Raw genomic sequence first — 22344 nt, 5'->3', positions numbered from 1 at the left:
TTGTGCGTGGTCAGTATGCCTGAGACCGAGGTGGGGGCCCGAACTCCGGGTGCGCGGTCCAACCAGTCCGGCGATAGCGTGGAGTCCCTGGGGCTCCACCCCGTGGCCCCATCAAGCAGGAGGACAGAACATGATCGGTTTCATCGTGGCCGGCCTCATCATCGGGGCCCTTGCCCGACTCATCAAGCCCGGCAAGCAGAACCTCGGCATCCTGATGACCCTCGGACTGGGCCTCGTCGGCTCCATCATCGGCGGCCTGATCGCCAGCTTCTTCGACACCGGCAGCATCTGGGAGCTCAACGTCCTGGGCTTCGTGCTCGCAGTCGTCGCCGCCGTACTCCTGATCGGGGTGGCCGAGGGCCTCTCGAGCAAGAAGTCGACTGTCTGAGAGGCGCCGTCAGGGATGCCGATTCTCGCCGTCGCGAGAACGTGTTGCCCTCAACAGTGCTGATATGGCGATGAGTTGGTACGCTCATCGTGCAACAGGTGCAAGTTCCAGCAGGTAGACGCCCGCGGAGTTTGTGATCCAACGGCGTTTCTTCTTCGTGTGTCTGCAAGTCACGCAAGTCGGAGCGACGTGTCACCGCATCTGATGCGGGGCCGTTGAAGTGACGGCCTTTCGCCCCGATAACAGGAGTAACGAGCAATGGCTCAAGGCACCGTGAAGTGGTTCAACGCCGAGAAGGGTTTCGGTTTCATCGCGCAGGAGGACGGCGGAGACGACGTCTTCGTGCACTACTCGGCCATTCAGACCCAGGGCTACAAGTCCCTGGACGAGAACCAGAAGGTTGAGTTCGATGTCACCCAGGGTCCCAAGGGCCCCCAGGCGGAGAACGTTCGCGCTCTCTGATCGAAACCTCAGGACAGCACCTGTCCTGAACTAGTGGGAAGAGGCTCCGACCTTCGGGTCGGGGCCTCTTTCCCTGTCCGGTGAAGAAATCTGTGTCACCCTGTGATTCCCAGCGCAAATTGGGCAGGCTGTAGGGAAGCAACCGCACGAGCGAGAGGTGGACCGGGTGCACGACCAGTTCGACATCTCCCTCGAGGACAGCGACCTGCTGACCGAGGTTGAGCTGACCACCAATCTGATCATCGCCGCGAGCGAGTCAGACGGGCCGCTCACCCTCGAGGCGATCGACAAGATCCTGGGCATCGGGCCGGTCCCGCCAGCGCCCCGCCCGCCGTCGAACTGAGTCGTTCGGCCACCTCTGACCTGATACCCCAGGGGGGTATTCTCGGTCCTATGACAGAACACCACCACGGCTACATCCAGCGGCAGGACGACTACCTCAAGCGTCTCAAGCGGATCGAGGGCCAGGCCCGCGGCCTGCAGCGGATGGTCGAGGAGGAGAAGTACTGCATCGACATCCTCACCCAGATCGCCGCGACCACGAAGGCGCTGCAGGCGGTCAGCCTGGGGCTGCTCGAGGACCACATGAACCACTGCGTCGTCGACGCCGCGCGCCAAGGCGACCGCGAGGCCCAGGAGAAGGTCAAGGAAGCGGTCGACGCGATCAGCCGCCTCGTGCGCTCCTGAGTCCGCAGGGCGCGGACCCGGGTCGGGCCCTTGCATCGACGCACAGAGATGTGAGACTAACGACCATGTCGACCGCGCCCTCGCTGCCCGACGTACGCGCCGCCGGGGCCGTCGTGACCCGGACCGGCGGGCAGGTGCTGCTCGTGCACCGGCCGCGCTACGACGATTGGTCCTTCCCCAAGGGCAAGCTCGACCGCGGTGAGCACGTGACCGCAGCCGGGGTGCGCGAAGTGGCGGAGGAGACCGGGCTGGACATCCGGCTCGGCCCGCCGCTGCGGGCTCAGCGCTACGCGGCCGGCAACCGGATGAAGACCGTGAACTATTGGATGGGCCGCGTGATCGGCGATGACGACGTGAGTCGCTACGCCGCCAACGCCGAGATCGACGAGGTGGCCTGGGTGCCCTTCGACGACGCCATGAGCCTGCTCAGCTATCCCTATGACCGCGAGACCCTGCGCGAGTCCACGTTGGTCCGCAAGAAGACCCGTGCCTTCGTCGTCCTGCGCCACGCCCAGGCCCGCGCCCGGCGTACGTGGCGCAAGGACGACCGGCTCCGCCCCCTGCTCAAGGCAGGGACGCTCCAGGCCCAGCGCGCGGTGCCGGTGCTTGCGGCGTACGACGTCACCCGGCTCGACACCTCCAGCAGCCTGCGCTGCCAGCAGACGCTCGCGCCGTACGCCGACGTGACCGGTCTGCGGCTGCGATCGCACGACGGGCTGAGCGAGGAGGACGCCTCCGCCAGCAGCGTGCTGCGCATCGTGGACAAGCTCGTCGACCTCAACGAGGGCGTCGTGGTGTGCACCCACCGGCCGGTCCTGCCCAGCGTCTTCGACGCCCTCGGGATGGCCGAGGTGCGCCTCGAGCCGGGCGCCATGGTCGTGGCCCACCTACGCAAGGGCAAGGTCGTCGCGACCGAGCGTCACGGCTGCTGACTGCTCGCGTTCATGTGACGTACGCCGCAACGCGGTGCGGGTGTCGTCGAATGGGCCGCGAGCGTTCACCCCTCGTTCACCGGCGCCCATGTATCCAGTCACCTGGCCTGCCTAGTTTTCGTGGTGTCCTTCCCTCACGAATTCAGGAGACACCGAAGTGAACCGCACTTCTATCCGCCGGGCCGTTGTCCCGACCGTTGCTGCTCTCACCGTGGGCTTCGGCCTCGCCGCGTGTGGCGCAGGCAACGACGACAGTGGCTCCGACACCGGAAGCTCAGACGCCGCCTCGAGCCTCAGTGGCACGCTCGCCGGTGGCGGCGCGAGCTCGCAGGACAAGGCCCAGCAGGCCTGGCGCGCCGGCTTCCAGACCGCGAACCCCGACGTCACCATCACCTACGACCCGGTCGGCTCGGGCGACGGTCGTGCCAACTTCATCTCCGGTGCCTACGCGTTCGCCGGCTCCGACTCCTACATGAATGACGACGAGGGCGAGCTCTCGGCCGCCGCCGAGACCTGCGGCGGCGAGGACCCGATCGAGGTCCCGGCCTACGTCAGCCCGATCGCGGTCATGTTCAACGTGGAGGGAGTCGACTCCCTGAACCTGTCGGCCAAGACGATCGCCGAGATCTTCGACGGCAAGATCACCAACTGGAACGACCCGGCCATCGCCGAGGCCAACCCGGACGCCACCCTGCCGGACCTGGCCATCTCGCCCGTCCACCGCTCGGACGACTCCGGCACCACGAACAACTTCACCGACTACCTGTCGAAGGCCGGTGAAGGCGCGTGGAGCTACGACCCCGACGGCATCTGGCCCATCAAGAGCGGTGAGGCTGCCGAGGGCACCTCGGGCGTCGTGGGTGCGGTCACCGACGGCAAGGGCGCGATCGGCTACGCCGACGACAGCGCCGTCAAGGACACGGAACTCGGTGTCGTGTCGGTCCAGGTCGGCGACGGCTTCGAGGCACCCTCTCCTGAGGGCGCTGCGGCCGTGGTCGCGGTTTCTCCGGCCGTCGAGGGGCGTCCCGAGGTGGACATGGCCGTCGACATCGACCGGACCACCACTGAGGCCGGGGCCTACCCCGTCGTCCTGGTGTCCTACCTGATCGCCTGCCAGACCTACGAGGACGCCGAGCAGGCCAGCCTGGTGGAGGGCTTCCTGTCCTACATCATCTCCTCCGACGGCCAGGCCGCCTCGGCTGCCGAGGCCGGTTCCGCGCCGCTCGAGGCGAGCATCCAGAAGCGGGCGGCCGACATCGTCGGCGCGATCGCAGCCAAGTAACTCTCCGACGACACCATGAGGTGCGGCGGCCCGGTTTCCACCGGGTCGCCGCACGTCCATGACTGAACACGAGGCAGGAGCCACGGTGAGCGCCACCCGCATCAACGACAAGCCGCCCCGGCAGCTGGGCGACCGCGTCTTCGCCGGCACAGCACTGGCCGCGGGTCTCACGATCCTGCTGGCCCTGGCCGGGGTGTTCTTCTTCCTCGCGCTCGAGGGGGCCCCGGGGCTCAGCGCTCCCGAGGCCATCTACCGACCCGCCACCGACTTCTGGTCCTACGTCGGACCGCTCGTCTTCGGCACCACGCTGGCGGCGGTCATCGCACTCGTCCTCGCCGTGCCGTTCGCGATCGCCATCGCCCTGTTCATCTCGCACTACGCGCCCCGCCGGCTGGCCACCCCCGTCGCCTACGTGATGGACCTGCTGGCCGCCGTACCCAGCGTCGTCTACGGCCTCTGGGGCGGTGGCGTGCTCAACGTCGCCATCCAGCCCGCCCTGGTCTGGCTCTACGACCACTTCAGCTGGATCCCGTTCTTCGCAGGTCCGCCCTCCTCCACCGGCAAGACGATCCTGACCGCCGGCATCGTGTTGGCGATCATGGTCCTGCCGATCATCAGCGCCCTGTCGCGCGAGGTGTTCGCACAGACGCCGCGCCTCAACGAGGAGGCCGCGCTCGCGCTCGGAGCCACCCGCTGGGAGATGATCCGGATGGCGGTCTTCCCCTACGGCCGCTCGGGCATGGTCTCGGCGGTCATGCTCGGCCTGGGACGTGCGCTCGGTGAGACCATGGCGGTCGCCATGGTGCTGTCGGCCACCCCGATCGTGACGCTCAACCTGATCTCGAGCACCAACCCGGCCACCATCGCCTCCAACATCGCCTCCAACTACAAGGAGGCGACCCCGGACAAGCAGGCGCTGCTCATCGCCACCGGCCTGGTGCTGTTCGCCTTCACCTTCGCGGTGAACTTCGCGGCCCGCTGGATCGCCGGCCGCAGTGATCGGAGGCTCAACCGATGAGTGTCGAACTGCAGAAGGCTCCCGAGTCGATGCCGCTCACCCAGGCCCAGCTCCCGCGATGGGCCGGGGTGCTGGTCGCTGTCGTGGCCCTGGCCGCCGCGGGGCTGCTCGCGATGATCCTCGGCGCGGGGCTGGTGGCCGTGTGCGTCATGGCCGTGGTCCTCTTCGCGGTGGCGTTCCCGGCCTGGTCGCTGGCGGTGGAGAACCGGCGCAAGGCGGTGGACCGCCTGGTCACCACCCTCATCTGGACCGCCTTCGGGGTCGCCTGCGTGCCGCTGGTCTGGCTGCTCCTCACCGTGGTGAAGAACGGCCTCCCGACGATCCTGCACAACTTCCCGGCCTTCCTCACCTACGACATGCGCAACGTCATCGGCGACGCACAAGGGGGGCTCTACCACGCCATCATCGGCACCCTGCTCGTCACGCTGGCCGCCACCCTGATCTCGGTCCCGGTCGGGCTCTTCGCGGCCATCTACCTCGTGGAGTACGGCAAGAAGAACCGCATCGCCAGGGTGATCACCTTCCTGGTGGACGTGATGACCGGCATCCCCTCCATCGTGGCGGGCCTGTTCGCCCTGTCCCTGTTCACCCTCATCTTCGGACCGGGCATCCGCATCGGGCTGGGTGGCTCGGTCGCGCTGTCCCTGCTGATGGTGCCGACGGTGGTGCGCTCGGCGGAGGAGATGCTGCGACTGGTCCCCGACGACCTGCGCGAGGCGTCGTACGCCTTGGGCGTGCCGAAGTGGCGCACGATCACCAAGATGGTGCTGCCGACCGCGCTCGGCGGCATCGTCACCGGCGTCGTGCTGGCGATCTCCCGCGTGATCGGGGAGACCGCGCCGCTGCTGGTCGTGGCCGGCTTCGCCGACTCGGTCAACTTCAACCTCACCGACGGGCGGATGATGACGCTGCCGGTGTTCATCTTCACCCAGTACGCCGCAGCCACGCCCAAGGGCACCGACTACGCCTGGGGCGGCGCGCTGGTCCTCATCGTCATCGTGATGCTGTTGAACCTCATCGCTCGCATCATCGGCAAGATCTTCGCCCCCAAGACCGGGCGCTGAAAGGGAAACTGACTCATGGCCAAGAGCATCGACGTCTCCGACCTCGACATCTACTACGGCGACTTCCTCGCCGTCCAGGGCGTCAACATGACCATCAAGGCACGCTCGGTGACCGCGTTCATCGGCCCGTCCGGGTGTGGCAAGTCAACGATGTTGCGCTCGCTGAACCGGATGCACGAGGTGATCCCCGGCGCGCGTGTCGAGGGCAAGGTGATGGTGGACGGACAGGACCTCTACGGCGACAACGTCGACCCGGTCGCCGTACGGCGCCAGATCGGCATGGTCTTCCAGCGGCCCAACCCGTTCCCCACGATGTCGATCTATGACAACGTGCTGGCCGGCAACCGGCTGAACTCCAAGAAGCTCAAGAAGGCCGCCTCCGACGAGATCGTGGAGCGGTCGCTGAAGCACGCGAACCTCTGGAACGAGGTCAAGGACCGGCTCAACAAGCCGGGCATGGGGCTCTCGGGCGGGCAGCAGCAGCGCCTGTGCATCGCCCGCGCGATCGCGGTGGAGCCGGAGGTGCTCCTCATGGACGAGCCCTGCTCGGCCCTCGACCCGATCTCGACCTCAGCCATCGAGGACCTGATCCACGCCCTGAAGACCGACTACACGATCGTCATCGTCACCCACAACATGCAGCAGGCGGCACGGGTGTCGGACGAGACCGGCTTCTTCAACCTCAAGGCCACCGGCGAACCGGGTCACCTGGTGGAGTTCAACTCGACCCAGAAGATGTTCGCCAACCCCGACAACGAGGCCACCGAGGCCTACATCTCGGGCCGCTTCGGCTGAGGTGGAGGGGTCAGGCACCCAGGATCGGGTGCAGGATCAGGTAGCACCCACCTGCGACGAGGCCGGCCATCGGGAAGGTCAGGACCCAGGCGGTGACGATCGACTTGGCGACGCCCCAGCGCACCGCTGAGAGGCGCTTGGTGGCCCCGACCCCCATCACTGCGGACGTGATGGTGTGCGTGGTCGAGATGGGCGCCTGGTAGAGGTAGGCGGTCGTGTAGAGCACGCTCGCCGCGACGGTCTCGGCGGCGAAGCCACGGGCCGGGTCCAGGTGGATGATCCGGCGCCCCAAGGTCCGCATGATGCGCCAGCCACCCGACCAGGTGCCCAGCGAGATGGCGCCGGCCGCGGCGATGATGACCCATAGCGGCAGACCGTCGCTGGCCGTGACGTAGCCCCCGGTCAACAGGGCCAGGAAGATCACGCCCATCGTCTTCTGTGCGTCCTGGAGGCCATGTCCGAGCGCCATGGCGGCCGCCGAGGCGGTCTGGGCCAACCGGAAGCCGCGCATCGTCTTCTGCGGGTTCTGCCGTCGGAAGAGCCACATGATGGCCAGCATCAGCAGGAACCCGAGGGTGAAGGCCACGATCGGCGACAGGATCATCGGGATGACCACCTTGTCCACCACCGTCGCCCACTGCACGGTCGTGCCGGAGACCACGGCTGCGCCGACCAGGCCGCCGATGAGGGCGTGCGAGGAGGAGGAGGGCAGGCCGTAGTACCAGGTGATCATGTTCCAGGCGATCGCGCCCAGCAGACCCGCCATGACGATCACCAGGCCGTGGGACCCGCTGGGCGGCGTGATGACGTCTGAGACCGTCTTGGCCACCTTCTGCCCGAGGAAGGCGCCCAGGAAGTTCATGACCGCGGCCATGGCGAGCGCGACGCGCGGGGTCAGGGCCCGGGTGGAGACCGACGTGGCGATGGCGTTGGCGGCATCGTGAAAGCCGTTGGTGTAGTCGAAGACCAGAGCAACGACGACGACCGCGATGATGATCGCGAGGTCCACGCTCAGGACTCCTTGACCGCGATCTGCTCCACGATGTTCGCGACCTTCTCGAAGGCATCGATGGCGCCTTCGAGCGAGGTCACGATGTCCTTGAGCTTGAGCACCTCCAGCGCCTTGAACGAGCCTCCGAACAGGTGGGCCAGCGTACGGCGGTAGTTCTTGTCGCCGGTGTTCTCCAGCCGGTTGATCTCGATCCAGTACTCCTCGAGATCCTTGAGGCCACGCAGCTTCGGCATCGACTCCGCCGTGAGCTCGGCACAGCGCTGGAGCACCTCGACCTGTTCGGACAGCGAGGGCGGGAAGTTCTGCACCTCGTAGAGCAGCACGAGGTCGACCGCCTCGTCCATCATGTCCATGACGTCGTCCAGGCCCGAGGCCAGCGAGTAGATGTCCTCACGGTCGAAGGGGGTGACGAAGGTGCTGTTGACCCGGCGGACGATCATGTGGGTCGTCTCGTCGGCGTCGTGCTCCGCGGCGCGCATGCGGGCCGCGACATCGACGCGGTCACTTCCGTCGGCCAGCATCTCCGCGAGGAGGTCGGCGCCGACCACGAGGTGTTGCGCGGCCTCGGTGAAGAGGTCGTAGAAGGTCGAATCGACCGGCCGGAACTTGAAACCCACGGCGAACTCCTGGTGAGCGAGGCCTGAACGCGTCACATGCTAGGGGCAGGTACGCCGTGCCGTGCAACCCGGGCGCTCAGGAGCGGCGTTGGCGCTGCCTCTCGATCAGGGTCTCCTGCAGGTGGACGCTCTGCCCGTTGTGGTTCCACTCGCCGTCCGAGCCGAGCTCCCAGGCGCCGGTCTCGGCGTCGAAGGCAAGGTCGAGGCCGCTGCCCACGCGTTCGATGATCTCCGGCGAAGGCAGCTTCACCAGCACCTCGACCCGCCGTTCGAGGTTGCGGTGCATCAGGTCCGCCGAGCCGATCCAGGCCACCGGGTCGCCACCGTTCTCGAACCAGAAGACGCGGCTGTGCTCCAGGAACCGACCCAGGATGGAGCGGACCTCGATGTTCTCCGACAGACCGGGCACGCCGGGTCGCAGCGCACAGATGCCGCGCACCAGCAGCTGCACCCGCACGCCCTTCTGGGAGGCCAGGTAGAGCGCGTCGATCGTTGCCTCGTCGACGACCGAGTTGGCCTTGAGGCGGATGAGTGCCGGACGACCGGCCTTGTGGTGCTGGATCTCCTGGTGGATCTGGGCGATCAGGCCGTCACGAACCGAGTCCGGGGCCACCAGGAGCTGCTCGTAGGAGGCGTTGCGCGAGTAGCCACTGAGGTTGTTGAACAGGTGGGCGACGTCCTCGCCGATCGCCTCGTTGGTGGTCAGCAGGCCGTAGTCCTCGTACAGCCGCGCGGTCTTGGAGTTGTAGTTGCCGGTGCCGATGTGGGTGTAGCGACGGATGCCCTCAGGTTCGTCGCGCACCACCATGGCCAGCTTGCAGTGGGTCTTCAGGCCCACCAGTCCGTAGACGACATGGCAGCCGGCGTGCTCGAGCTTGCGCGCCCAGCGGATGTTGTTGGACTCGTCGAAGCGCGCCTTCAGCTCGACGAGCACCAGGACCTGCTTGCCGGCCTCCGCGGCATCGACGAGGGCGTCGATGATGGGGGAGTCCCCGGACGTGCGGTAGAGGGTCTGCTTGATGGCCAGCACGTGGGGATCGGCCGCGGCCTGCTCGATGAAGCGCTGCACCGAGGTGCTGAACGAGTCATAGGGGTGGTGCAGCAGGACATCGGTGCGCTTCAGTGCCTTGAAGACGTCGACCGGGGAGGCCGACTCCACCGGAGCCAGGAGTGGGTGGGTGCTGGGCAGGAACGCCTCGTACTTGAGGTCCTGCCTGTCGAGGTCGGCGATGTCGTGCAGTCCGCGCAGGTCGAGCGGGCCGGGGAGCCGGTAGACCTCGTGCTCGGTGACGTCCAGCTCGGAGACGAGCAGCTCCAGGACGGTCGGGTCGATCGACTCCTCGACCTCCAGGCGGACCGGGGGGCCGAACTTGCGCCGCAGCAACTCCCGTTCGAGAGCCGCGAGCAGGTTCTCCGCGTCGTCCTCCTCGACCTCGAGGTCCTCGTTGCGAGTGACCCGGAAGGTGTGGACCTGGAGCACGTCCATGCCGGGGAACAGCCGCTTGAGGTGCTCCCCGATGACGTCCTCCAAGGGCACGAAGCGCTGGTTGCCCAGCGGCACGAACCGGTGGAAGATCGGCGGCACCTTGACCCGTGCGAAGTGCTCCTTGTCGGTCTTGGGGTTGCGCACCAGCACCGCGAGGTTGAGCGAGAGCCCCGAGATGTAGGGGAACGGGTGTGCCGGGTCGACCGCCAGCGGTGTGAGCACCGGGAACACGCGGTCGCGGAACAGGCGCTTGCAATGCTTCTGCTCCTCGCGGTCGAGGTCCTCCCACCGCACGACGTCGATCCCCTCCTCGTTGAGCGCCGGAGCGATCAGGTCGCGGAAGATCTCGGCGTGGCGCTGCATGAGGGTGCTCGCGTGGGCCCAGATCGACTGCAGCACCTCCCGCGGGAGCTGGCCCGATGCCGATCGCACCGCCACGCCGGCTGCGATCCGGCGCTTGAGGCCGGCCACGCGGACCATGAAGAACTCGTCCAGGTTGCTGGTGAAGATCGCCAGGAAGCGGACCCGCTCCAGCAGCGGCAGGGTCGGGTCCTCGGCCAGTTCGAGCACCCGCTGGTTGAAGTGCAGCCAGGAGACCTCGCGGTCGAGGAACCGGTCGTCGAACTGCTCGACCGCGGCCGTCGACTCGGGGGACGGCGTGTAGGGGGGCTCGATGTCGAACGTGTCGCTCGCCACGATCCGAAGTCCCCCGTCGACCGGGCCCTCCTCGATCGAGCCGGCGACGTGCGTGGGCAGGCGTGTGGATTCCGGAGCCATGGGGTGAAGTCTGACAGGCTCACGTGAACAACTGGTGGTGCTTCTGCGAGGTGGTCGGTGGGAGTAGTTTCCCCGCATGGCTCCCACTGCGTCCGTTCGGCTGGCCGACGGCTCCATCGCTGCTCGCCGCGGACTGCTCGCGGGGCTCCTTGCGCTCCCCTCGCCGCTGAGACAACGTCTGGCCGGACCCCCAGCCGTCCTCGACGGGCAACTGCTCGACGTCGACACCCAGCTCGTGCTGCGCCTACAACGGCTGGCCCGCGAGGACGGCATCGAGCGGCTGCCGGTCGGCTCCGGGTGGATGCCCAGTCGCGGGTGATGGCCGGACGGCAACCGATCGCTGCGGTGCGCGACACCCGGCTGGGTGCGGTGCCAGGACGCGTCTACGTGCCACAGGCGCTGCTGCCAGCCACCCAGCCCCGCCCCACTCTGGTCTTCCTGCACGGCGGCGGATTCGTGTACGGCGGCCTCGACAGCCACGACGGAGTCTGCCGGCTGCTGGCCGAGCGGGCCGGCGTACAGGTGATCGCGGTGGACTACCGGCTCGCACCCGAGCATCCGTTCCCCGCGGCGTACGACGACTGCGTGGCCGCGTACGCCTGGATTCTGGAGCATGCGGTCGAGCTGTCGGTGGACCCGGAGCGGGTGGCCGTCGGTGGTGACTCGGCCGGCGGCAACCTGGCGATCGGGGTCGCCCGGGCCGCGGCCGAGGCAGGGCTCCCGCTGGCGTGGCAGCTGCTCGTCTATCCCGTGACCGACATGGTGAACCGCAGCGGGAGCCGGGACCTGTTCGCGCAGGGCTTCTTCCTCACCCAAGGATTCATGGACCTGGCGGCGGACAGCTATCTGCCCCAGCGGGAGGACCGAGCCGACCCTCGCGCCTCGCCGTTGCTGGCCGAGCCACCGCCCGGACTCGCCCCCGCCCTGGTGGTCACGGCCGGGTTCGACCCGCTGCGCGACGAGGGCGAGGCGTATGCGCAACAGCTCAGCCGGGCCGGGATCGAGGTGACGCTACGTCGCGAGGACGCACTGATCCACAGCTTCCTCAACTGGGTCGCCGTGGGGCGGACGTCGCGGGCCGCGGTGCTGTCGATCGCCGACGACCTCGCGGCCGCGCTGCGCTGAGGTTCAGGCCCTGCGGTACTGCACGTGGGTGTCGGCGGGCTGGTGGGTGAAGCCCAGGCCCTCGTAGACCGCACGCGCGGGCCGATTGTCGGACTCCACGTAGAGGATCACCTCGTCGGTGTCGGCGAGGTGGTGCAGCCCGGCGAGGGTCAATGCCTTCCCGAGCCCCCGTCCCTGTGCCTCGGGGGCGATTGCGACCACGTAGACCTCGCCGAGCGAGCGGGAGTGCCGCTTGGTCCAGTGGAAGCCCAGCAGCTCCTCGCCGGCCACGGCCACCAGCAGGCCGGGCGCCTCGAACCATGGCTCGGCCATCCGTTCGGCCAGACCGGCCGCGTCCATGCTGCCCTGCTCGGGATGGTGGGCGAACGCCGCCGCGTTGACCCGGATCACCTCGTCCTCGTCCCCGGCCCGAAAGCCCCGGATGGTGATCCCCGCGGGCTCGTCGAGGTCCGCCAACGGCAGGTCGGTCGCTCGACGCATCACCCAGAGCTCCCGGACCGGCTCGAAGCCGTGGCGGGCCGCGAGGCGAGCCGCGGCTGGGTGGTTGCCGTGCGACCAGGCCAGGGTCGCCTCACCGGCACTGGCCGCCGCGAGCGCTGTGCCCACGCCCTCACTGCGGTGCTCGGGCGCAACGGCGAGGTCCAGGCTTCCGTCATGGAGGAAGGCGAAACCGGCATCCGCGATGCGCCACAGCCGCGACCCGTCCAGACCGTGGTGCTTGAGACGCAGCCGACTGGCCTCGTCGAGCGGGTCGTGGCCGTCGGCGAGCACACAGGCAGCGCGGATCGCTTCCAGTGCCTGGCTCGCGGCCGGCTCGAAGACGCTGGTCTCGATCACGGGTCAGGCTTCGGCGCGGACGTCGGAGGTGTCCTTCTCCTTGGCGGGCAGGACGAAGCGATAACCGACGTTGCGCACGGTGCCGATCAGCGTTTCGTGCTCCGGCCCGAGCTTGGCGCGCAGACGCCGCACGTGGACGTCGACGGTGCGGGTGCCGCCGAAGTAGTCGTAGCCCCAGACCTCCTGCAACAACTGCTGCCGGCTGAACACGCGGCCGGGGTGCTGGGCCAGGAACTTGAGCAGCTCGAACTCCTTGAACGTGAGGTCGAGCGGACGGCCACCGAGCTTGGCGGTGTAGGTGGCGTCGTCGACCACGACCTCGCCGGAGCGGATGACGTGGGACTCCGGGTCGTCTGCCTCCCGCTGGGCGGCCAGTCGGCCGATCGAGAGTCGGATCCGGGCCTCGAGCTCCGCGGGACCGCAGGTGTGCAGCACGACATCGTCCATCGCCCAGTCGATCGCCACGACCGCCAGACCACCCTCGGTGACGATGAGGAGCACCGGGACGTCGCTGCCGGTGGTGCGGATCAGGCGGCACAGGTCGCGGGCGTGCGCCAGGTCCTGCCGGCCGTCGACCAGGACCAGGTCGGAGTCCGGCGCCTCGAGCAGCGCGCTGCCCTCGGCCGGGAGGATCTTCACGGTGTGGCCGAGCAGGGACAGCGCGGGCATCACCTCAGCGCTGGGCTGCAAAGCGCTGGTCAGGAGCAAGAGCGTGCTCACGGCATCTCCTCTGGCGGGCCGGGCCCTGATCGGATGAGCAAGGATATCGGACATGGACACCAGCATCGATTCGTCAGACTATTCCGAGACTGGCGTCGTCACGGTTCACTACTGGGCTTCGGCCCGTGCCGCGGCCGGGGTCGACGCCGAGCGGGTGGCGGTGACTGCCCCGATCACCCTCACCGAGCTGATCGATCTGCTGGTCGCTCGCCACCCCGGCACCAACCTGGTCGACGTACTGCATGCCTGCTCGGTGCTGCGCGGCGACGAGCCGGTGAAGAACCGGGACCCGGCCACGGTGCTGCTGCGTGCTGGCCAGACGGTGGAGTTCCTGCCGCCCTTCGCGGGCGGGTAGTCGGGGGTGGGAATGGTCCCGGGGACCCGGGCGTTCTGACGTTCGTGAGCCCTGGTCAGATCGTGCTGCTCGTCGCCGTCGTGGCGACTCTGGGCTTCGGCGTCTGGCGGGCCCTGACCGACGGTCGGTTCCGGGGGACCCACGCGGTGAAGGGCGTCGCTTCAGCTGGCTCGAGCGGCGAGGAGGTGGTCCCGGCCTCCAGGTCGCTGCCGCCGCCGGTGGTCATCGAGGGTGTCGAGTACGGCGAGCGCGCGACGCTGCTCCAGTTCTCGAGCGCGTTCTGCGCTCCGTGTCGTGCGACTCGTCGGGTGCTGTCGGAGGTGACCGCCGTCGTGCCGGGCGTGAGCCACGTGGAGATCGACGCGGAGCATCACCTGTCGCTGGTGCGCGAGCTGGGCATCCTGCGCACGCCCACCACGCTGGTGCTCGATGCGGACCGGCGCGAGGTACGCCGAGCGGCAGGAGCCCCCCGCAAGGAGGATGTGCTCGCCGCCCTCTCCGAGGCCATCTCATGATTTGGGACGCGTGTCCAATGGATGAGACGCGGAGTTCTGTGCGGAGGGCCGTTGCCCCTACTCTCGAGACCATGTTCACGACCATGCTGACCAAGCGCCGCGCAGTGGATCACTGCCGCACGCGCTCGTCGCTGTGTCGAATGTCCTGACGGGCGCCTCGACCAACCCTCTTTAATCTACTGAACTACTAGATTAATCTCGAGGTTGGACTCCCCAGCCGGGGACCGAGATCGCGCCTGTGCCCATCCCAGGCAGTTCCACAGGCCCATTCGAGCAGGAGTGACATGTCCACCCTCAGCACCCAACGATCAACCTCGGCACTCGGTGGCCGGATCGACCCCCGCGGCCAGCAGTTCGCGGCCGGCATCACCGCAGTCGTCCTGATCGCCGTACTCCTGCTTGCCCCGAGCCCGGCAGGGGTGGCGTTGCTGGCGCTCCAGACCGTGCTCTTCGCCGTCGGCGCCGGCCTCGGCGTCCAGCGCACACCGCATACCTGGGCCTACCGCAACCTGCTCCGCCCGCGACTCGGCCCTCCCGCCGAGCTCGAGGACCCCGAGCCGCCGCGGTTCGCACAGGCCGTGGGCCTGACCTTCGCCCTGGTCGGCCTGGTCGGCTTCCTGGCGGGCGTGTCGATCGTGGGCCTGGTCGCCACCGGCTTCGCGCTCGCCGCTGCGCTGCTCAACGCAGTCTTCGGACTCTGCCTCGGCTGCGAGCTCTACCTCCTGATCCAACGGGTCCGTCCCGTCACCTCCTGACCCACCCCACCAGACCCCGCGCCGGACTTCGGCGCACAAGAAAGGTAAGAACATGAGCCGCGAGAACTCGCTCGTCACCGCCCAGTGGGTGGAGGACAACCTCGACAACCCCCAGGTCGTTGTCGTCGAGGTGGACGAGGACACCACCTCCTACGACAAGGGCCACATCCGGGGAGCCATCAAGCTCGACTGGACCACGGACCTCCAGGACCAGGTCCGTCGCGACTTCGTCAACAAGGCCCAGTTCGAGGCGCTCCTGTCCTCGCGTGGCGTCGGCAACGACCACACCGTCGTTCTCTACGGCGGCAACAACAACTGGTTCGCGGCCTACGCCTACTGGTACTTCAAGCTCTACGGCCACCAGGACGTCAAGCTCATGGACGGTGGCCGCAAGAAGTGGGAGCTCGACTCCCGCGAGCTCACCGACGAGCTGCCCACCCGTGAGGCGACCTCCTACACCGCGACCGAGCAGGACACCTCGATCCGCGCCTTCCGCGACGAGACTGTCGCTGCGATCGGCGTCAAGAACATCATCGACGTGCGCAGCCCGGACGAGTACGCCGGCCGGCTGCTCGCTCCCGCCCACCTCCCGCAGGAGCAGGCGCAGCGTGCCGGTCACGTCCCCACCTCGCTCAACGTGCCGTGGAGCAAGAACGCCAACGACGATGGCACCTTCAAGTCCGACGAGGACCTGAAGGCGCTCTACGCCGAGGTCGGCATCGACAACACCAAGGACACCATCGCCCTGTGCCGCATCGGTGAGCGCTCCTCGCTGACCTGGTTCGTGCTCAAGGAGCTCCTGGGCCACGACAGCGTGAAGAACTACGACGGCTCCTGGACCGAGTACGGCTCCCTCGTCGGCGTGCCCGTGGCCCTCGGCGACGAGCCGGGTGTCGCCTGATGTGCGGCGCGACCGAGGGCGGGCTGTCGCTGGACGGCGTCAACGTCGCCAAGGAGGCCGTGATCCAGGGACAGGTCACCCGCGACGGTGAGCCGGTGGGCAGCGCCTACGTGCGATTGCTCGACCGCACCGGTGAGTTCACCGCCGAGGTGCCCACCTCGGCCACCGGGCACTTCCGGTTCTTCGCCGGTGACGGCGAGTGGACGCTGCGCACGCTGGCTCCCAAGGCTGAGCCCGTCGACAAGCAGGTCGTGGCCGCGGTGGGTTCGGTGGCAGAGGTCTCCATCGCCATCTGACCCGTCGCAGACGCGCGTCGAAAACGCACCGACCCGTCGCAGATGTACCGACATCTGCGACGGGTCGACGCATGTGCGGTGTACATCTGCGACAGGTCAGCGGTCGAGGATGAGGGTGACGGGTCCGTCGTTGACCGAGGACACCTGCATGTCGGCACCGAAGACCCCGCGCTCGACCTGCGCGCCCAGCCCCGCGAGCTCGTCGCAGAAGGCGTCGTACAGAGGCTCGCTGACGGGGCCCGGAGCCGCGGCGATCCAGGTGGGGCGCCGGCCCTTGCGGGTGTCGCCGTACAGCGTGAACTGGGAGATGACCAGGATCGGGGCATCGATGTCACTGGCGGACCGCTCGTCGCGCAGGATGCGAAGCTCCCAGAGCTTGCGGGCCAGCCACTGGACCTCGGCGGTCCCGTCGTCGTGGGTCACGCCGAGGTAGACCAGCAGTCCCGGCGCAGGCAGGCGGCCGACAACCTTCCCGCCAACCGCCACTTCTGCTTGAAGAACTCGCTGTACGACGGCACGCATCCGCAATTCCTTCGCTCACCACGGGTTGAGTCGGTCGGGCACACTCTGTCACGATGACGCCATGAGTGCCGTGCCCGCCGACCGCCTGCTGATCACTGTCGCCCCGACCGGGGCCGAGACCACCAAGGCCGACTGCCCCCAGCTCCCGACCACGCTGGAGGAGCTGGTGGCGACCGCCAAGGAGTGCGAGGCCGCTGGCGCCGCCATGATCCACGTCCACATCCGCGACGACGAGCACCGGCCCACGTTGGATCTCGGTCGCTTGACCGACACCGTGACTGCGCTCAAGGAGTCCACCGACCTCGTCGTCCAGCTCTCGACGGGTGGTTCGGTCCACGATCCGCTGGAGTCCCGGCTCAAGGTGCTCGATGCCGAGCCCGACTCGTGCAGCCTGACGATGGGCACCACCAACTTCGGCGACGACGTGTTCCTCAATCCCTGGCCCTTCGTGTGCGAGCTCTACCAGCTCAGTCAGGACCGCGGGGTCGTGCCGGAGTTCGAGCTGTTCGATCTCGGCCAGGTGCACGCCCTCAACCGGCTGCTCGAGCGCTACGGCCTCCCGGCCGGCGGCAAGGTCCACGTCGATCTGGTGATGGGTGTCCCCGGCGGCATGAACGGCACCACGGACGCCTTGGTTGCTGCCGTCAGGGATCTCCCGGCGGCCACCACGAGCTGGTCGGCTACCGGGATCGGCCGCTCGACCCTCGCGGTGATGCTGGCCTCGCTCTCCAAGGGCGGTCACCTGCGGGTGGGCATGGAGGACGTCCTCACCCTCAGTCGCGGCGTGCCGGTGGAGTCCAACGCCCAGCTGGTGCAGCGGGCGGTCGAGGTCGGGCAGCTGGCGCAGCGCACCCCGATGACGCCCGACGAAGCCCGCAGCCTGCTGGGCCTCGACAACCTCCGGTGATCCCGGCGACTCAGTAGACCAGGGCCTGCACGCCGTCGGCCAGGATCTCCTCGGTGAACACCGCGGCTCCGGCGATCCGGATCCCGGGCAGCACGTCGGCGGCGTTGATGCCGCGTCGGTCCGCGCACTGCGTGCACAGCGTGACCTGACCCCCCTTGAGGATCCCGGCGAGCAGGTCGGCCAGCGGCGTCGCCAAGGGCAGAGTGAACGCCTCGGCGCGGCCTGGCACGGCGAACCACGCCGCCTCGCCCGTCAGCCAGAGCCCGACGTCAGCTCCCGAGGCGACCGCGGTGGCGGCCACCGTGAACGCCTGGTTGCACCGCTCCGCGTCCTCGCCGCCACACGTCACCTTGATCCGCAGGCTCCTCATGGCGCCAGACTAGACTCCCGGTCATGGAGGCCGTCTTCGTCGCGATCATGCTCGCTGTGGTGGTCGCACTCGGGGTGGCCGCGCTCTGGGCGGCGTACAAGCTCCTGTAGACGAGGAAAGCAGTCATCAATGGCCTTCGAGATCCCCGAGAACATCCACCCCAACTGCGCCCGGCTCGCCTGGATGATCGGCACCTGGGCAGGCAACGGGCACGGGGAGTACCCGGGAATCGAGGCGTTCCAGTTCGGCCAGGAGATCATCTTCCAGCAGGACGGCCGCCCGTTCATCCACTACATGAGTCGAGCCTGGATCGTCGACGCTGACGGCAACCACGTCCGTGAGGCCGCCCAGGAGACCGGGTTCCTGCGCCCCCAGGAGGACGGCACGCTTGAGCTGGTGCTCAGTCACAACCTCGGGTTCACCGAGGTGTGGCACGGCGAGCTCCACGCCGAGCAGCCGCGCTTCGAGATCGTCACCGACGCGGTGGCCCGCACCGCCACGGCCAAGGAGTACGTCGGCGGCAAGCGGCTCTACGGCTACGTCAACGGTGACCTGCTCTACGCCTTCGACATGGCGGCCATGGGCCAGCCGCTGCAGCCGCACACCCATGCCCAGCTCGTGCGCCAGTGAACGACCAGACCCCTGCCGAACTGGCTGACCGGCTCCGCGGCAGCGGCTACCGCCTCACGCCGCAGCGCGAGCTCATCCTCCGCGCCGTGCAGCGCCTCAGTCACGCGACTCCCGACGAGGTCCTCGCCGAGGTACGCCGGGAGTCCGCCGCGGTCAACCTGTCGACCATCTACCGCACCCTCGAGGTGCTGGAGGAGCTCGGGCTGATCCGCCACGCGCATCTCAGCGACCGCGCCCCGACGTACCACTCGGCCACCGGTGAGGACCACTTCCACGTGGTCTGCCGGAATTGTGGCCGGGTCACGTCTGTTGACCCAGAGGTGGCCAGTGAGTTCGTGGCCCGACTGGGCGCCGAGCACGGCTTCGTGCCGGATCTCGGACATCTCGCGGTCTTCGGTGCCTGTGTCGACTGCGATGCGCCACCGGCGCCGCACCACCACGACTGACCAATCGACGCGACAACGACGAGCACAGGGACAGGGACGACATGCTGGACGTGGCGGGCGCAGTGGCGGCCAACGGGATCGATGCGAGGGTGGCGGCGCACTACGGGTCCTTCAACGCCGAGCAGTTGGTGCTGGAGGCCGGTGACGGCTTCGTCGACCTGTCGCACCGCGACGTGCTGCGCGTGGCTGGGCCGGACCGGTTGTCCTGGCTGCACTCGATCACGACCCAGTACTTCACCGACCTTCCGGTGGGCCGGCAGGTCACCGCGCTGATCCTCAGCCCCCAGGGGCACGTCGAGCATGCCTTCACCGGGATCGACGACGGAGAGGCGTTCACCGCGCATACCGAGCCCGGCGCCGGTGCCGCGTTGATCGGCTACCTGGAGCGCATGAAGTTCATGACGCGGGTCGACATCACCGACGAGAGCGCCGCGCTGGCGGTCAGCTGGCGCCCGGTCGCCACCGACGCCGGCGTCGGCAAGTTCGACCTGGTGCCGCGTGAGCAGTTCGCGGCGTACGCCGAAGCGGCCGGGCCCGCCTGCGGCGTCTGGGCGTACGACGCCCTGCGGATCGCTCGCGGCGAACCCCGCTTCGGGCTGGACACCGATCACCGCACGATTCCCAACGAGGTCGGCTGGATCGACACCGCCGTGCACATGGACAAGGGCTGCTACCGCGGCCAGGAGACAGTGGCGCGCGTGCACAACCTCGGTCGACCGCCGCGGCGCCTGACCCTCCTGCATCTCGACGGGTCGGAGAACCTGCTGCCCCAGGTGGGCAGCGAGCTGCGAGCGGGGGAGAAGGTCGTGGGCAGGGTGGGCACGTCGGCGCGCCATCACGAACTCGGCCCGATCGCCCTCGCCCTGGTCAAGCGCAACGTGCCGCTGTCCGACGAGCTCGACGCAGGCGGGCTGCCGGCGGCGCAGGAGGTCATCGTCGATCCTGAGATCGGGCGCCACTTCCGTCCGCTCAAGGGTTAGCGAAGTCCGGCCCGCGGCACCCGGCCGCCGGTTACCCTTGAGTCATGTCTCTCGATTCCGCTCAGCGCCCCTGGGGATCCTGGCACGTCCTGGATGTCGGTCCCGGCTACAAGGTCAAGCGCATGCACGTCAGCCCGGGCGAGCGGATGTCCTACCAGACCCACAGCCACCGCTCTGAGCACTGGGTCGTGATCTTCGGGATCGCCACCTGCCTGATCGACGGTGAGCTCCAAGTGGCGCGACCCGGGGAGTCCGTCGACGTCCCCGTCGGCGCGGCCCACCGGATCAGCAACGAGCACAGCGAGGACCTGGTGATCATCGAGGTCCAGCACGGTGCCTACACCGGCGAGGATGACATCTGTCGGCTCGCCGACGACTACGGGCGGCACGAGGCCGAGGTCTGAGTGAAGGTCCTGTTCGTCTGCACGGCCAACATCTGCCGTTCGGCGTATGCCGAGGTGACGGCACGCCATGGCGCTGCTGGCGTGCTCTCCTTCTCCAGTGCGGGGGTGCACGGCTTCCCAGCGGCCGGGATGGAGAGCCTGATGGCATCCGAGGCCGAGGCGCGGGGCGTCTCGAGCGCCCGCTTCCGCAGTGCCCGGCTGACGACTGCGATGATCGACGACGCTGACCTGGTGCTCACCGCCGAGACGCGGCACCGGCAGTTCATCCTGGAGGAGCGTCCAGTGGCCATGAGGACGACGTTCACGCTTGGCCAGTTCGCCCGAGGGCTCGACAGGGTGGACGCGCCCTCGGCCGACCTGATCGCCCAAGTCCGAGCGCAGGCACCCACGTCGCGGCCCGAAGACGACGTCGCCGACCCCTACGGTCGCGGGCCCGATGCCGCGAGTCGGGCCGCCCACGAGATCGACGACCTGCTTGCCCAGATCCTGCCGGCACTCGAGCTGGCGGCGAATGCGCCGGCGGTCTAGCTGACGGAGGTGGCCGTGTCGCCGACCGACTTGCGGCGCTTCCCTGCTTCGGGGGCGTAGCCGTAGCCGTACCCGTATCCATACCCGTAGTTGCCACCGCGCTTCTTGGGCACCATGTTGAACACGACCCCCAAGGTCGAGGCACCCACCGAACCCAGTCGGTCATGGGCGCCGCGCAACTGCTCGCGCGTGGTGTGGCCGTGCCGCACGATCATCAGGGCACCGTCGGTCTGCTCCGCCAGTAGCGCAGCGTCAGTGACCGGCAGCAGCGGGGGAGCATCGATCACGATCGTGTCGTACTCAGCCCTCAGCTTCGCCAGGAGCTCGTGCATCGCCTGGGACTGCAGGAGCTCGGCGGGGTTGGGTGGGATCGCGCCGCTGGACAGGACATGCAACCCGGTCTCGTGCACCTGGATGGCGTCGGCGACGGGGATCTTGCCCAGCAGCACGGTGGTCACCCCGACGCTGGCTTCCAGCCCGAGCATCTGCGCGACCTGGGGCCGGCGAAGGTCGCCGTCGATGATCAGGATCCGGCGTCCGGTCTGGGCCATCGTGATCGCGGTGTTCACCGCGGTGGTGGACTTGCCTTCGCCGGGCACGGAACTGGTCACGACGAAGGCTTTGTTGGCACTGTCGATGTCGACGAACTGAAGGTTGGTTCGCAACACTCGGAACGCCTCGACCCGGGGCTCGTGCGAGCTGAGCGAGGTCACCAGGGGTCTCCTGCTGGTGTCCGGGTCGTAGGCGATGCCGGCCATGATCGCGGCGCCCGCGGCAGCGGTCACGTCCTCGGCGGTCTTGACGGTGGTGTCGAGGATCTCGCGAAGCACCGCGATGCCGAATCCGAGGAGCAGCCCGACCACCAGGGCCAACCCCAGGTTGCGCAGGGGTTGCGGCGAGATGGCTCCGGTGGGCAGGTTGGCGGAGTCGACGATCGTTGCCTTCAGGGCCGGGTTGGCCTGGCCGGGGGCAGTCTCCAGCTCGGCTACCAGGGAGGCCAGCTCGGCACTGTAGGACCGAGCGAGGCGCTGAGCGGTGTCGGGGTCGGGGTCGACGACCGAGATGTCGAGGAGCACGGTCTCCGGAACAGCCGACGCCGTCACCTTCGCGGCGAGCTCACTTGCGGTCAGCTCCAGCCCCTCGGCGTCGATGACGCGCTGCGCAAGCTCCTTGCCGGTGACCAGGTCGGCGTACGACGCCACGCGTTGGGTGGAGAACAGGCTGCCCTGGTAGGCATCGCTGCTGGTGCTGGAGTTGGTCGACACGAAGATCTGCGAGGTCGACTGGTACTGCGGGGTCGATCTCAGGGTGACGAGCCCGGCGACACCGACCGTGACGACGAGGCTGGCGACGATGAGAAGCCACCGGCGACGAAGGATGCGCAGGTAGTCACGGAGTTCCACGAGATGGGTCCTTCCAAAGGACAAGCGACTCCCACCGTAGGTCATGGTGGCAGGAGTTCTGCTTTCTCGGCTCTCCCTGATGGGCTGCTTGACACCCTGTGACACTGTGAGATGTCGGGCCGCATCGGGC

The 22344-nt window shown here is 68.3% G+C and carries 30 protein-coding genes; 22 read left to right on the top strand and 8 right to left on the bottom strand.

From position 1 onward, the window contains the following. Positions 1–130: 130 nt before the first annotated feature. The 9 genes from AB7I40_RS14925 (at position 131) to pstB (ending at position 6628) form a co-directional block, all read left to right on the top strand. Positions 131–388 (top strand): GlsB/YeaQ/YmgE family stress response membrane protein, encoded by a 258-nt coding sequence (locus AB7I40_RS14925; protein WP_428347382.1) that lies wholly within the window; start codon positions 131–133, stop codon positions 386–388. 258 nt (positions 389–646) lie between these two features. Then, entirely contained in the window at positions 647–850 is a 204-nt protein-coding gene (locus AB7I40_RS14920) for a cold-shock protein (RefSeq protein ID WP_137064226.1), read from the top strand. Between the two features lie 166 nt (positions 851–1016). Further along, positions 1017–1193 carry a hypothetical protein gene (locus AB7I40_RS14915; RefSeq protein ID WP_428347381.1) on the top strand — a complete coding sequence of 59 codons (177 nt, stop codon included), beginning with the start codon at positions 1017–1019 and terminating at the stop codon, positions 1191–1193. 50 nt (positions 1194–1243) lie between these two features. Continuing rightward, a complete protein-coding gene (locus tag AB7I40_RS14910; RefSeq protein WP_428347380.1) occupies positions 1244–1537 on the top strand; it encodes a metal-sensitive transcriptional regulator in 294 nt (97 codons plus the stop codon). 65 nt (positions 1538–1602) lie between these two features. Beyond that, on the top strand, positions 1603–2469 hold the full coding sequence (locus AB7I40_RS14905; RefSeq protein ID WP_428347379.1) for an NUDIX hydrolase: 867 nt from the start codon (positions 1603–1605) through the stop codon (positions 2467–2469). Between the two features lie 157 nt (positions 2470–2626). After that, the gene (pstS, locus tag AB7I40_RS14900) at positions 2627–3751 is read left to right on the top strand and encodes a phosphate ABC transporter substrate-binding protein PstS (protein ID WP_428347378.1); all 1125 of its coding nucleotides are present in this window, start codon (positions 2627–2629) and stop codon (positions 3749–3751) included. A 58-nt stretch (positions 3752–3809) separates the two neighbouring features. Further along, entirely contained in the window at positions 3810–4769 is a 960-nt protein-coding gene (gene pstC, locus AB7I40_RS14895) for a phosphate ABC transporter permease subunit PstC (RefSeq protein WP_428348099.1), read from the top strand. Further along, positions 4766–5833: a phosphate ABC transporter permease PstA gene (gene pstA, locus AB7I40_RS14890; protein ID WP_428347376.1), complete on the top strand. Its 1068-nt coding sequence runs from the start codon at positions 4766–4768 to the stop codon at positions 5831–5833. The genes pstC and pstA overlap by 4 nt, the downstream gene beginning before the upstream one ends. A 15-nt stretch (positions 5834–5848) precedes the next feature. After that, positions 5849–6628, top strand: coding sequence for a phosphate ABC transporter ATP-binding protein PstB (gene pstB, locus AB7I40_RS14885; RefSeq protein ID WP_428347375.1), 780 nt, complete (start codon positions 5849–5851; stop codon positions 6626–6628). 10 nt (positions 6629–6638) lie between these two features. On the opposite strand, the gene AB7I40_RS14880 is transcribed toward pstB, so the two are convergent. The 3 genes from AB7I40_RS14880 to AB7I40_RS14870 form a co-directional block, all read right to left on the bottom strand. Beyond that, entirely contained in the window at positions 6639–7637 is a 999-nt protein-coding gene (locus tag AB7I40_RS14880; protein WP_428347374.1) for an anion permease, read from the bottom strand. A 2-nt stretch (positions 7638–7639) separates the two neighbouring features. Further along, positions 7640–8257 (bottom strand): DUF47 domain-containing protein, encoded by a 618-nt coding sequence (locus AB7I40_RS14875; protein WP_428347373.1) that lies wholly within the window; start codon positions 8255–8257, stop codon positions 7640–7642. A gap of 76 nt (positions 8258–8333) precedes the next feature. Next, complete coding sequence (locus AB7I40_RS14870) at positions 8334–10520, bottom strand: RNA degradosome polyphosphate kinase (protein ID WP_428347372.1); 2187 nt, start codon at positions 10518–10520, stop codon at positions 8334–8336. Between the two features lie 76 nt (positions 10521–10596). Between AB7I40_RS14870 and AB7I40_RS14865 the strand changes: the two genes are divergently transcribed. Beyond that, complete coding sequence (locus AB7I40_RS14865; RefSeq protein WP_428347371.1) at positions 10597–10839, top strand: hypothetical protein; 243 nt, start codon at positions 10597–10599, stop codon at positions 10837–10839. Continuing rightward, positions 10839–11645 carry an alpha/beta hydrolase gene (locus tag AB7I40_RS14860; protein WP_428347370.1) on the top strand — a complete coding sequence of 269 codons (807 nt, stop codon included), beginning with the start codon at positions 10839–10841 and terminating at the stop codon, positions 11643–11645. Before AB7I40_RS14865 ends, AB7I40_RS14860 begins: the two co-directional genes overlap by 1 nt. 3 nt (positions 11646–11648) lie before the next feature. Here the strand turns inward: AB7I40_RS14860 and mshD are convergent, their stop codons facing one another. Together mshD and AB7I40_RS14850 are read right to left on the bottom strand one after the other, a co-directional pair. Further along, entirely contained in the window at positions 11649–12482 is an 834-nt protein-coding gene (gene mshD / locus AB7I40_RS14855; protein ID WP_428347369.1) for a mycothiol synthase, read from the bottom strand. A 3-nt stretch (positions 12483–12485) separates the two neighbouring features. After that, positions 12486–13202 carry a response regulator transcription factor gene (locus tag AB7I40_RS14850; protein WP_428347368.1) on the bottom strand — a complete coding sequence of 239 codons (717 nt, stop codon included), beginning with the start codon at positions 13200–13202 and terminating at the stop codon, positions 12486–12488. A 52-nt stretch (positions 13203–13254) separates the two neighbouring features. On the opposite strand from AB7I40_RS14850, the gene AB7I40_RS14845 reads away from it, so the two are divergent. From AB7I40_RS14845 to AB7I40_RS14825, 5 genes are all read left to right on the top strand, one after another. Then, entirely contained in the window at positions 13255–13557 is a 303-nt protein-coding gene (locus tag AB7I40_RS14845) for a MoaD/ThiS family protein (RefSeq protein WP_428347367.1), read from the top strand. A gap of 44 nt (positions 13558–13601) precedes the next feature. After that, the gene (locus AB7I40_RS14840; protein ID WP_428347365.1) at positions 13602–14072 is read left to right on the top strand and encodes a TlpA family protein disulfide reductase; all 471 of its coding nucleotides are present in this window, start codon (positions 13602–13604) and stop codon (positions 14070–14072) included. Positions 14073–14356: 284 nt separating this feature from the next. Continuing rightward, positions 14357–14827 (top strand): DUF4395 domain-containing protein, encoded by a 471-nt coding sequence (locus tag AB7I40_RS14835; RefSeq protein WP_428347364.1) that lies wholly within the window; start codon positions 14357–14359, stop codon positions 14825–14827. A 52-nt stretch (positions 14828–14879) separates the two neighbouring features. After that, positions 14880–15728 carry a sulfurtransferase gene (locus tag AB7I40_RS14830; protein WP_428347363.1) on the top strand — a complete coding sequence of 283 codons (849 nt, stop codon included), beginning with the start codon at positions 14880–14882 and terminating at the stop codon, positions 15726–15728. Further along, on the top strand, positions 15728–16024 hold the full coding sequence (locus AB7I40_RS14825) for a DUF1416 domain-containing protein (RefSeq protein WP_428347362.1): 297 nt from the start codon (positions 15728–15730) through the stop codon (positions 16022–16024). The genes AB7I40_RS14830 and AB7I40_RS14825 overlap by 1 nt, the downstream gene beginning before the upstream one ends. Positions 16025–16120: 96 nt before the next feature. Here AB7I40_RS14825 and dtd read toward each other — a convergent pair whose 3' ends face one another. Then, a complete protein-coding gene (gene dtd / locus AB7I40_RS14820; RefSeq protein ID WP_428347361.1) occupies positions 16121–16546 on the bottom strand; it encodes a D-aminoacyl-tRNA deacylase in 426 nt (141 codons plus the stop codon). A gap of 61 nt (positions 16547–16607) precedes the next feature. Here dtd and AB7I40_RS14815 point away from each other — a divergent pair, with 61 nt between their 5' ends. Beyond that, positions 16608–17453 carry a 3-keto-5-aminohexanoate cleavage protein gene (locus tag AB7I40_RS14815; protein ID WP_428347360.1) on the top strand — a complete coding sequence of 282 codons (846 nt, stop codon included), beginning with the start codon at positions 16608–16610 and terminating at the stop codon, positions 17451–17453. 10 nt (positions 17454–17463) lie between these two features. Here AB7I40_RS14815 and AB7I40_RS14810 read toward each other — a convergent pair whose 3' ends face one another. Then, the gene (locus AB7I40_RS14810; RefSeq protein ID WP_428347359.1) at positions 17464–17823 is read right to left on the bottom strand and encodes a DsrE family protein; all 360 of its coding nucleotides are present in this window, start codon (positions 17821–17823) and stop codon (positions 17464–17466) included. Positions 17824–17952: 129 nt separating this feature from the next. On the opposite strand from AB7I40_RS14810, the gene AB7I40_RS14805 reads away from it, so the two are divergent. From AB7I40_RS14805 to AB7I40_RS14785, 5 genes are read left to right on the top strand one after another with little or no spacing between them, the layout of a single operon-like run. After that, positions 17953–18453 (top strand): FABP family protein, encoded by a 501-nt coding sequence (locus AB7I40_RS14805; protein WP_428347358.1) that lies wholly within the window; start codon positions 17953–17955, stop codon positions 18451–18453. Next, on the top strand, positions 18450–18899 hold the full coding sequence (locus tag AB7I40_RS14800) for a Fur family transcriptional regulator (protein WP_428347357.1): 450 nt from the start codon (positions 18450–18452) through the stop codon (positions 18897–18899). The genes AB7I40_RS14805 and AB7I40_RS14800 overlap by 4 nt, the downstream gene beginning before the upstream one ends. A gap of 41 nt (positions 18900–18940) precedes the next feature. Further along, the gene (locus AB7I40_RS14795; RefSeq protein ID WP_428347356.1) at positions 18941–19879 is read left to right on the top strand and encodes a YgfZ/GcvT domain-containing protein; all 939 of its coding nucleotides are present in this window, start codon (positions 18941–18943) and stop codon (positions 19877–19879) included. Positions 19880–19923: 44 nt separating this feature from the next. Continuing rightward, positions 19924–20283 carry a phosphomannose isomerase type II C-terminal cupin domain gene (locus AB7I40_RS14790; RefSeq protein WP_428347355.1) on the top strand — a complete coding sequence of 120 codons (360 nt, stop codon included), beginning with the start codon at positions 19924–19926 and terminating at the stop codon, positions 20281–20283. Then, complete coding sequence (locus AB7I40_RS14785) at positions 20284–20811, top strand: hypothetical protein (RefSeq protein WP_428347354.1); 528 nt, start codon at positions 20284–20286, stop codon at positions 20809–20811. Here AB7I40_RS14785 and AB7I40_RS14780 read toward each other — a convergent pair. Next, positions 20808–22214, bottom strand: a complete 1407-nt coding sequence (locus AB7I40_RS14780; RefSeq protein ID WP_428347353.1) for a polysaccharide biosynthesis tyrosine autokinase — start codon at positions 22212–22214, stop codon at positions 20808–20810. The two genes, AB7I40_RS14785 and AB7I40_RS14780, sit on opposite strands and share 4 nt — an antisense overlap. Positions 22215–22344: the final 130 nt, after the last annotated feature.

This window comes from Nocardioides sp., from assembly GCF_050246775.1.
Lineage (GTDB): Bacteria > Actinomycetota > Actinomycetes > Propionibacteriales > Nocardioidaceae > Nocardioides.
This window is presented reverse-complemented; position numbering and strand designations above follow the sequence as displayed.

What these genes read in the sequence shown, in the direction of transcription:
- AB7I40_RS14925 (WP_428347382.1), top strand. Translation starts at nt 131, where the DNA reads ATGATCGGTTTCATCGTGGCCGGCCTCATCATCGGGGCCCTTGCCCGA.
- AB7I40_RS14920 (WP_137064226.1), top strand. Translation starts at nt 647, where the DNA reads ATGGCTCAAGGCACCGTGAAGTGGTTCAACGCCGAGAAGGGTTTCGGT.
- AB7I40_RS14910 (WP_428347380.1), top strand. Translation starts at nt 1,244, where the DNA reads ATGACAGAACACCACCACGGCTACATCCAGCGGCAGGACGACTACCTC.
- AB7I40_RS14905 (WP_428347379.1), top strand. Translation starts at nt 1,603, where the DNA reads ATGTCGACCGCGCCCTCGCTGCCCGACGTACGCGCCGCCGGGGCCGTC.
- pstC (WP_428348099.1), top strand. Translation starts at nt 3,810, where the DNA reads ATGACTGAACACGAGGCAGGAGCCACGGTGAGCGCCACCCGCATCAAC.
- pstA (WP_428347376.1), top strand. Translation starts at nt 4,766, where the DNA reads ATGAGTGTCGAACTGCAGAAGGCTCCCGAGTCGATGCCGCTCACCCAG.
- pstB (WP_428347375.1), top strand. Translation starts at nt 5,849, where the DNA reads ATGGCCAAGAGCATCGACGTCTCCGACCTCGACATCTACTACGGCGAC.
- AB7I40_RS14870 (WP_428347372.1), bottom strand. Translation starts at nt 10,520, where the DNA reads ATGGCTCCGGAATCCACACGCCTGCCCACGCACGTCGCCGGCTCGATC.
- AB7I40_RS14865 (WP_428347371.1), top strand. Translation starts at nt 10,597, where the DNA reads ATGGCTCCCACTGCGTCCGTTCGGCTGGCCGACGGCTCCATCGCTGCT.
- AB7I40_RS14860 (WP_428347370.1), top strand. Translation starts at nt 10,839, where the DNA reads ATGGCCGGACGGCAACCGATCGCTGCGGTGCGCGACACCCGGCTGGGT.
- AB7I40_RS14845 (WP_428347367.1), top strand. Translation starts at nt 13,255, where the DNA reads ATGGACACCAGCATCGATTCGTCAGACTATTCCGAGACTGGCGTCGTC.
- AB7I40_RS14835 (WP_428347364.1), top strand. Translation starts at nt 14,357, where the DNA reads ATGTCCACCCTCAGCACCCAACGATCAACCTCGGCACTCGGTGGCCGG.
- AB7I40_RS14830 (WP_428347363.1), top strand. Translation starts at nt 14,880, where the DNA reads ATGAGCCGCGAGAACTCGCTCGTCACCGCCCAGTGGGTGGAGGACAAC.
- AB7I40_RS14825 (WP_428347362.1), top strand. Translation starts at nt 15,728, where the DNA reads ATGTGCGGCGCGACCGAGGGCGGGCTGTCGCTGGACGGCGTCAACGTC.
- dtd (WP_428347361.1), bottom strand. Translation starts at nt 16,546, where the DNA reads ATGCGTGCCGTCGTACAGCGAGTTCTTCAAGCAGAAGTGGCGGTTGGC.
- AB7I40_RS14815 (WP_428347360.1), top strand. Translation starts at nt 16,608, where the DNA reads ATGAGTGCCGTGCCCGCCGACCGCCTGCTGATCACTGTCGCCCCGACC.
- AB7I40_RS14810 (WP_428347359.1), bottom strand. Translation starts at nt 17,823, where the DNA reads ATGAGGAGCCTGCGGATCAAGGTGACGTGTGGCGGCGAGGACGCGGAG.
- AB7I40_RS14805 (WP_428347358.1), top strand. Translation starts at nt 17,953, where the DNA reads ATGGCCTTCGAGATCCCCGAGAACATCCACCCCAACTGCGCCCGGCTC.
- AB7I40_RS14795 (WP_428347356.1), top strand. Translation starts at nt 18,941, where the DNA reads ATGCTGGACGTGGCGGGCGCAGTGGCGGCCAACGGGATCGATGCGAGG.
- AB7I40_RS14790 (WP_428347355.1), top strand. Translation starts at nt 19,924, where the DNA reads ATGTCTCTCGATTCCGCTCAGCGCCCCTGGGGATCCTGGCACGTCCTG.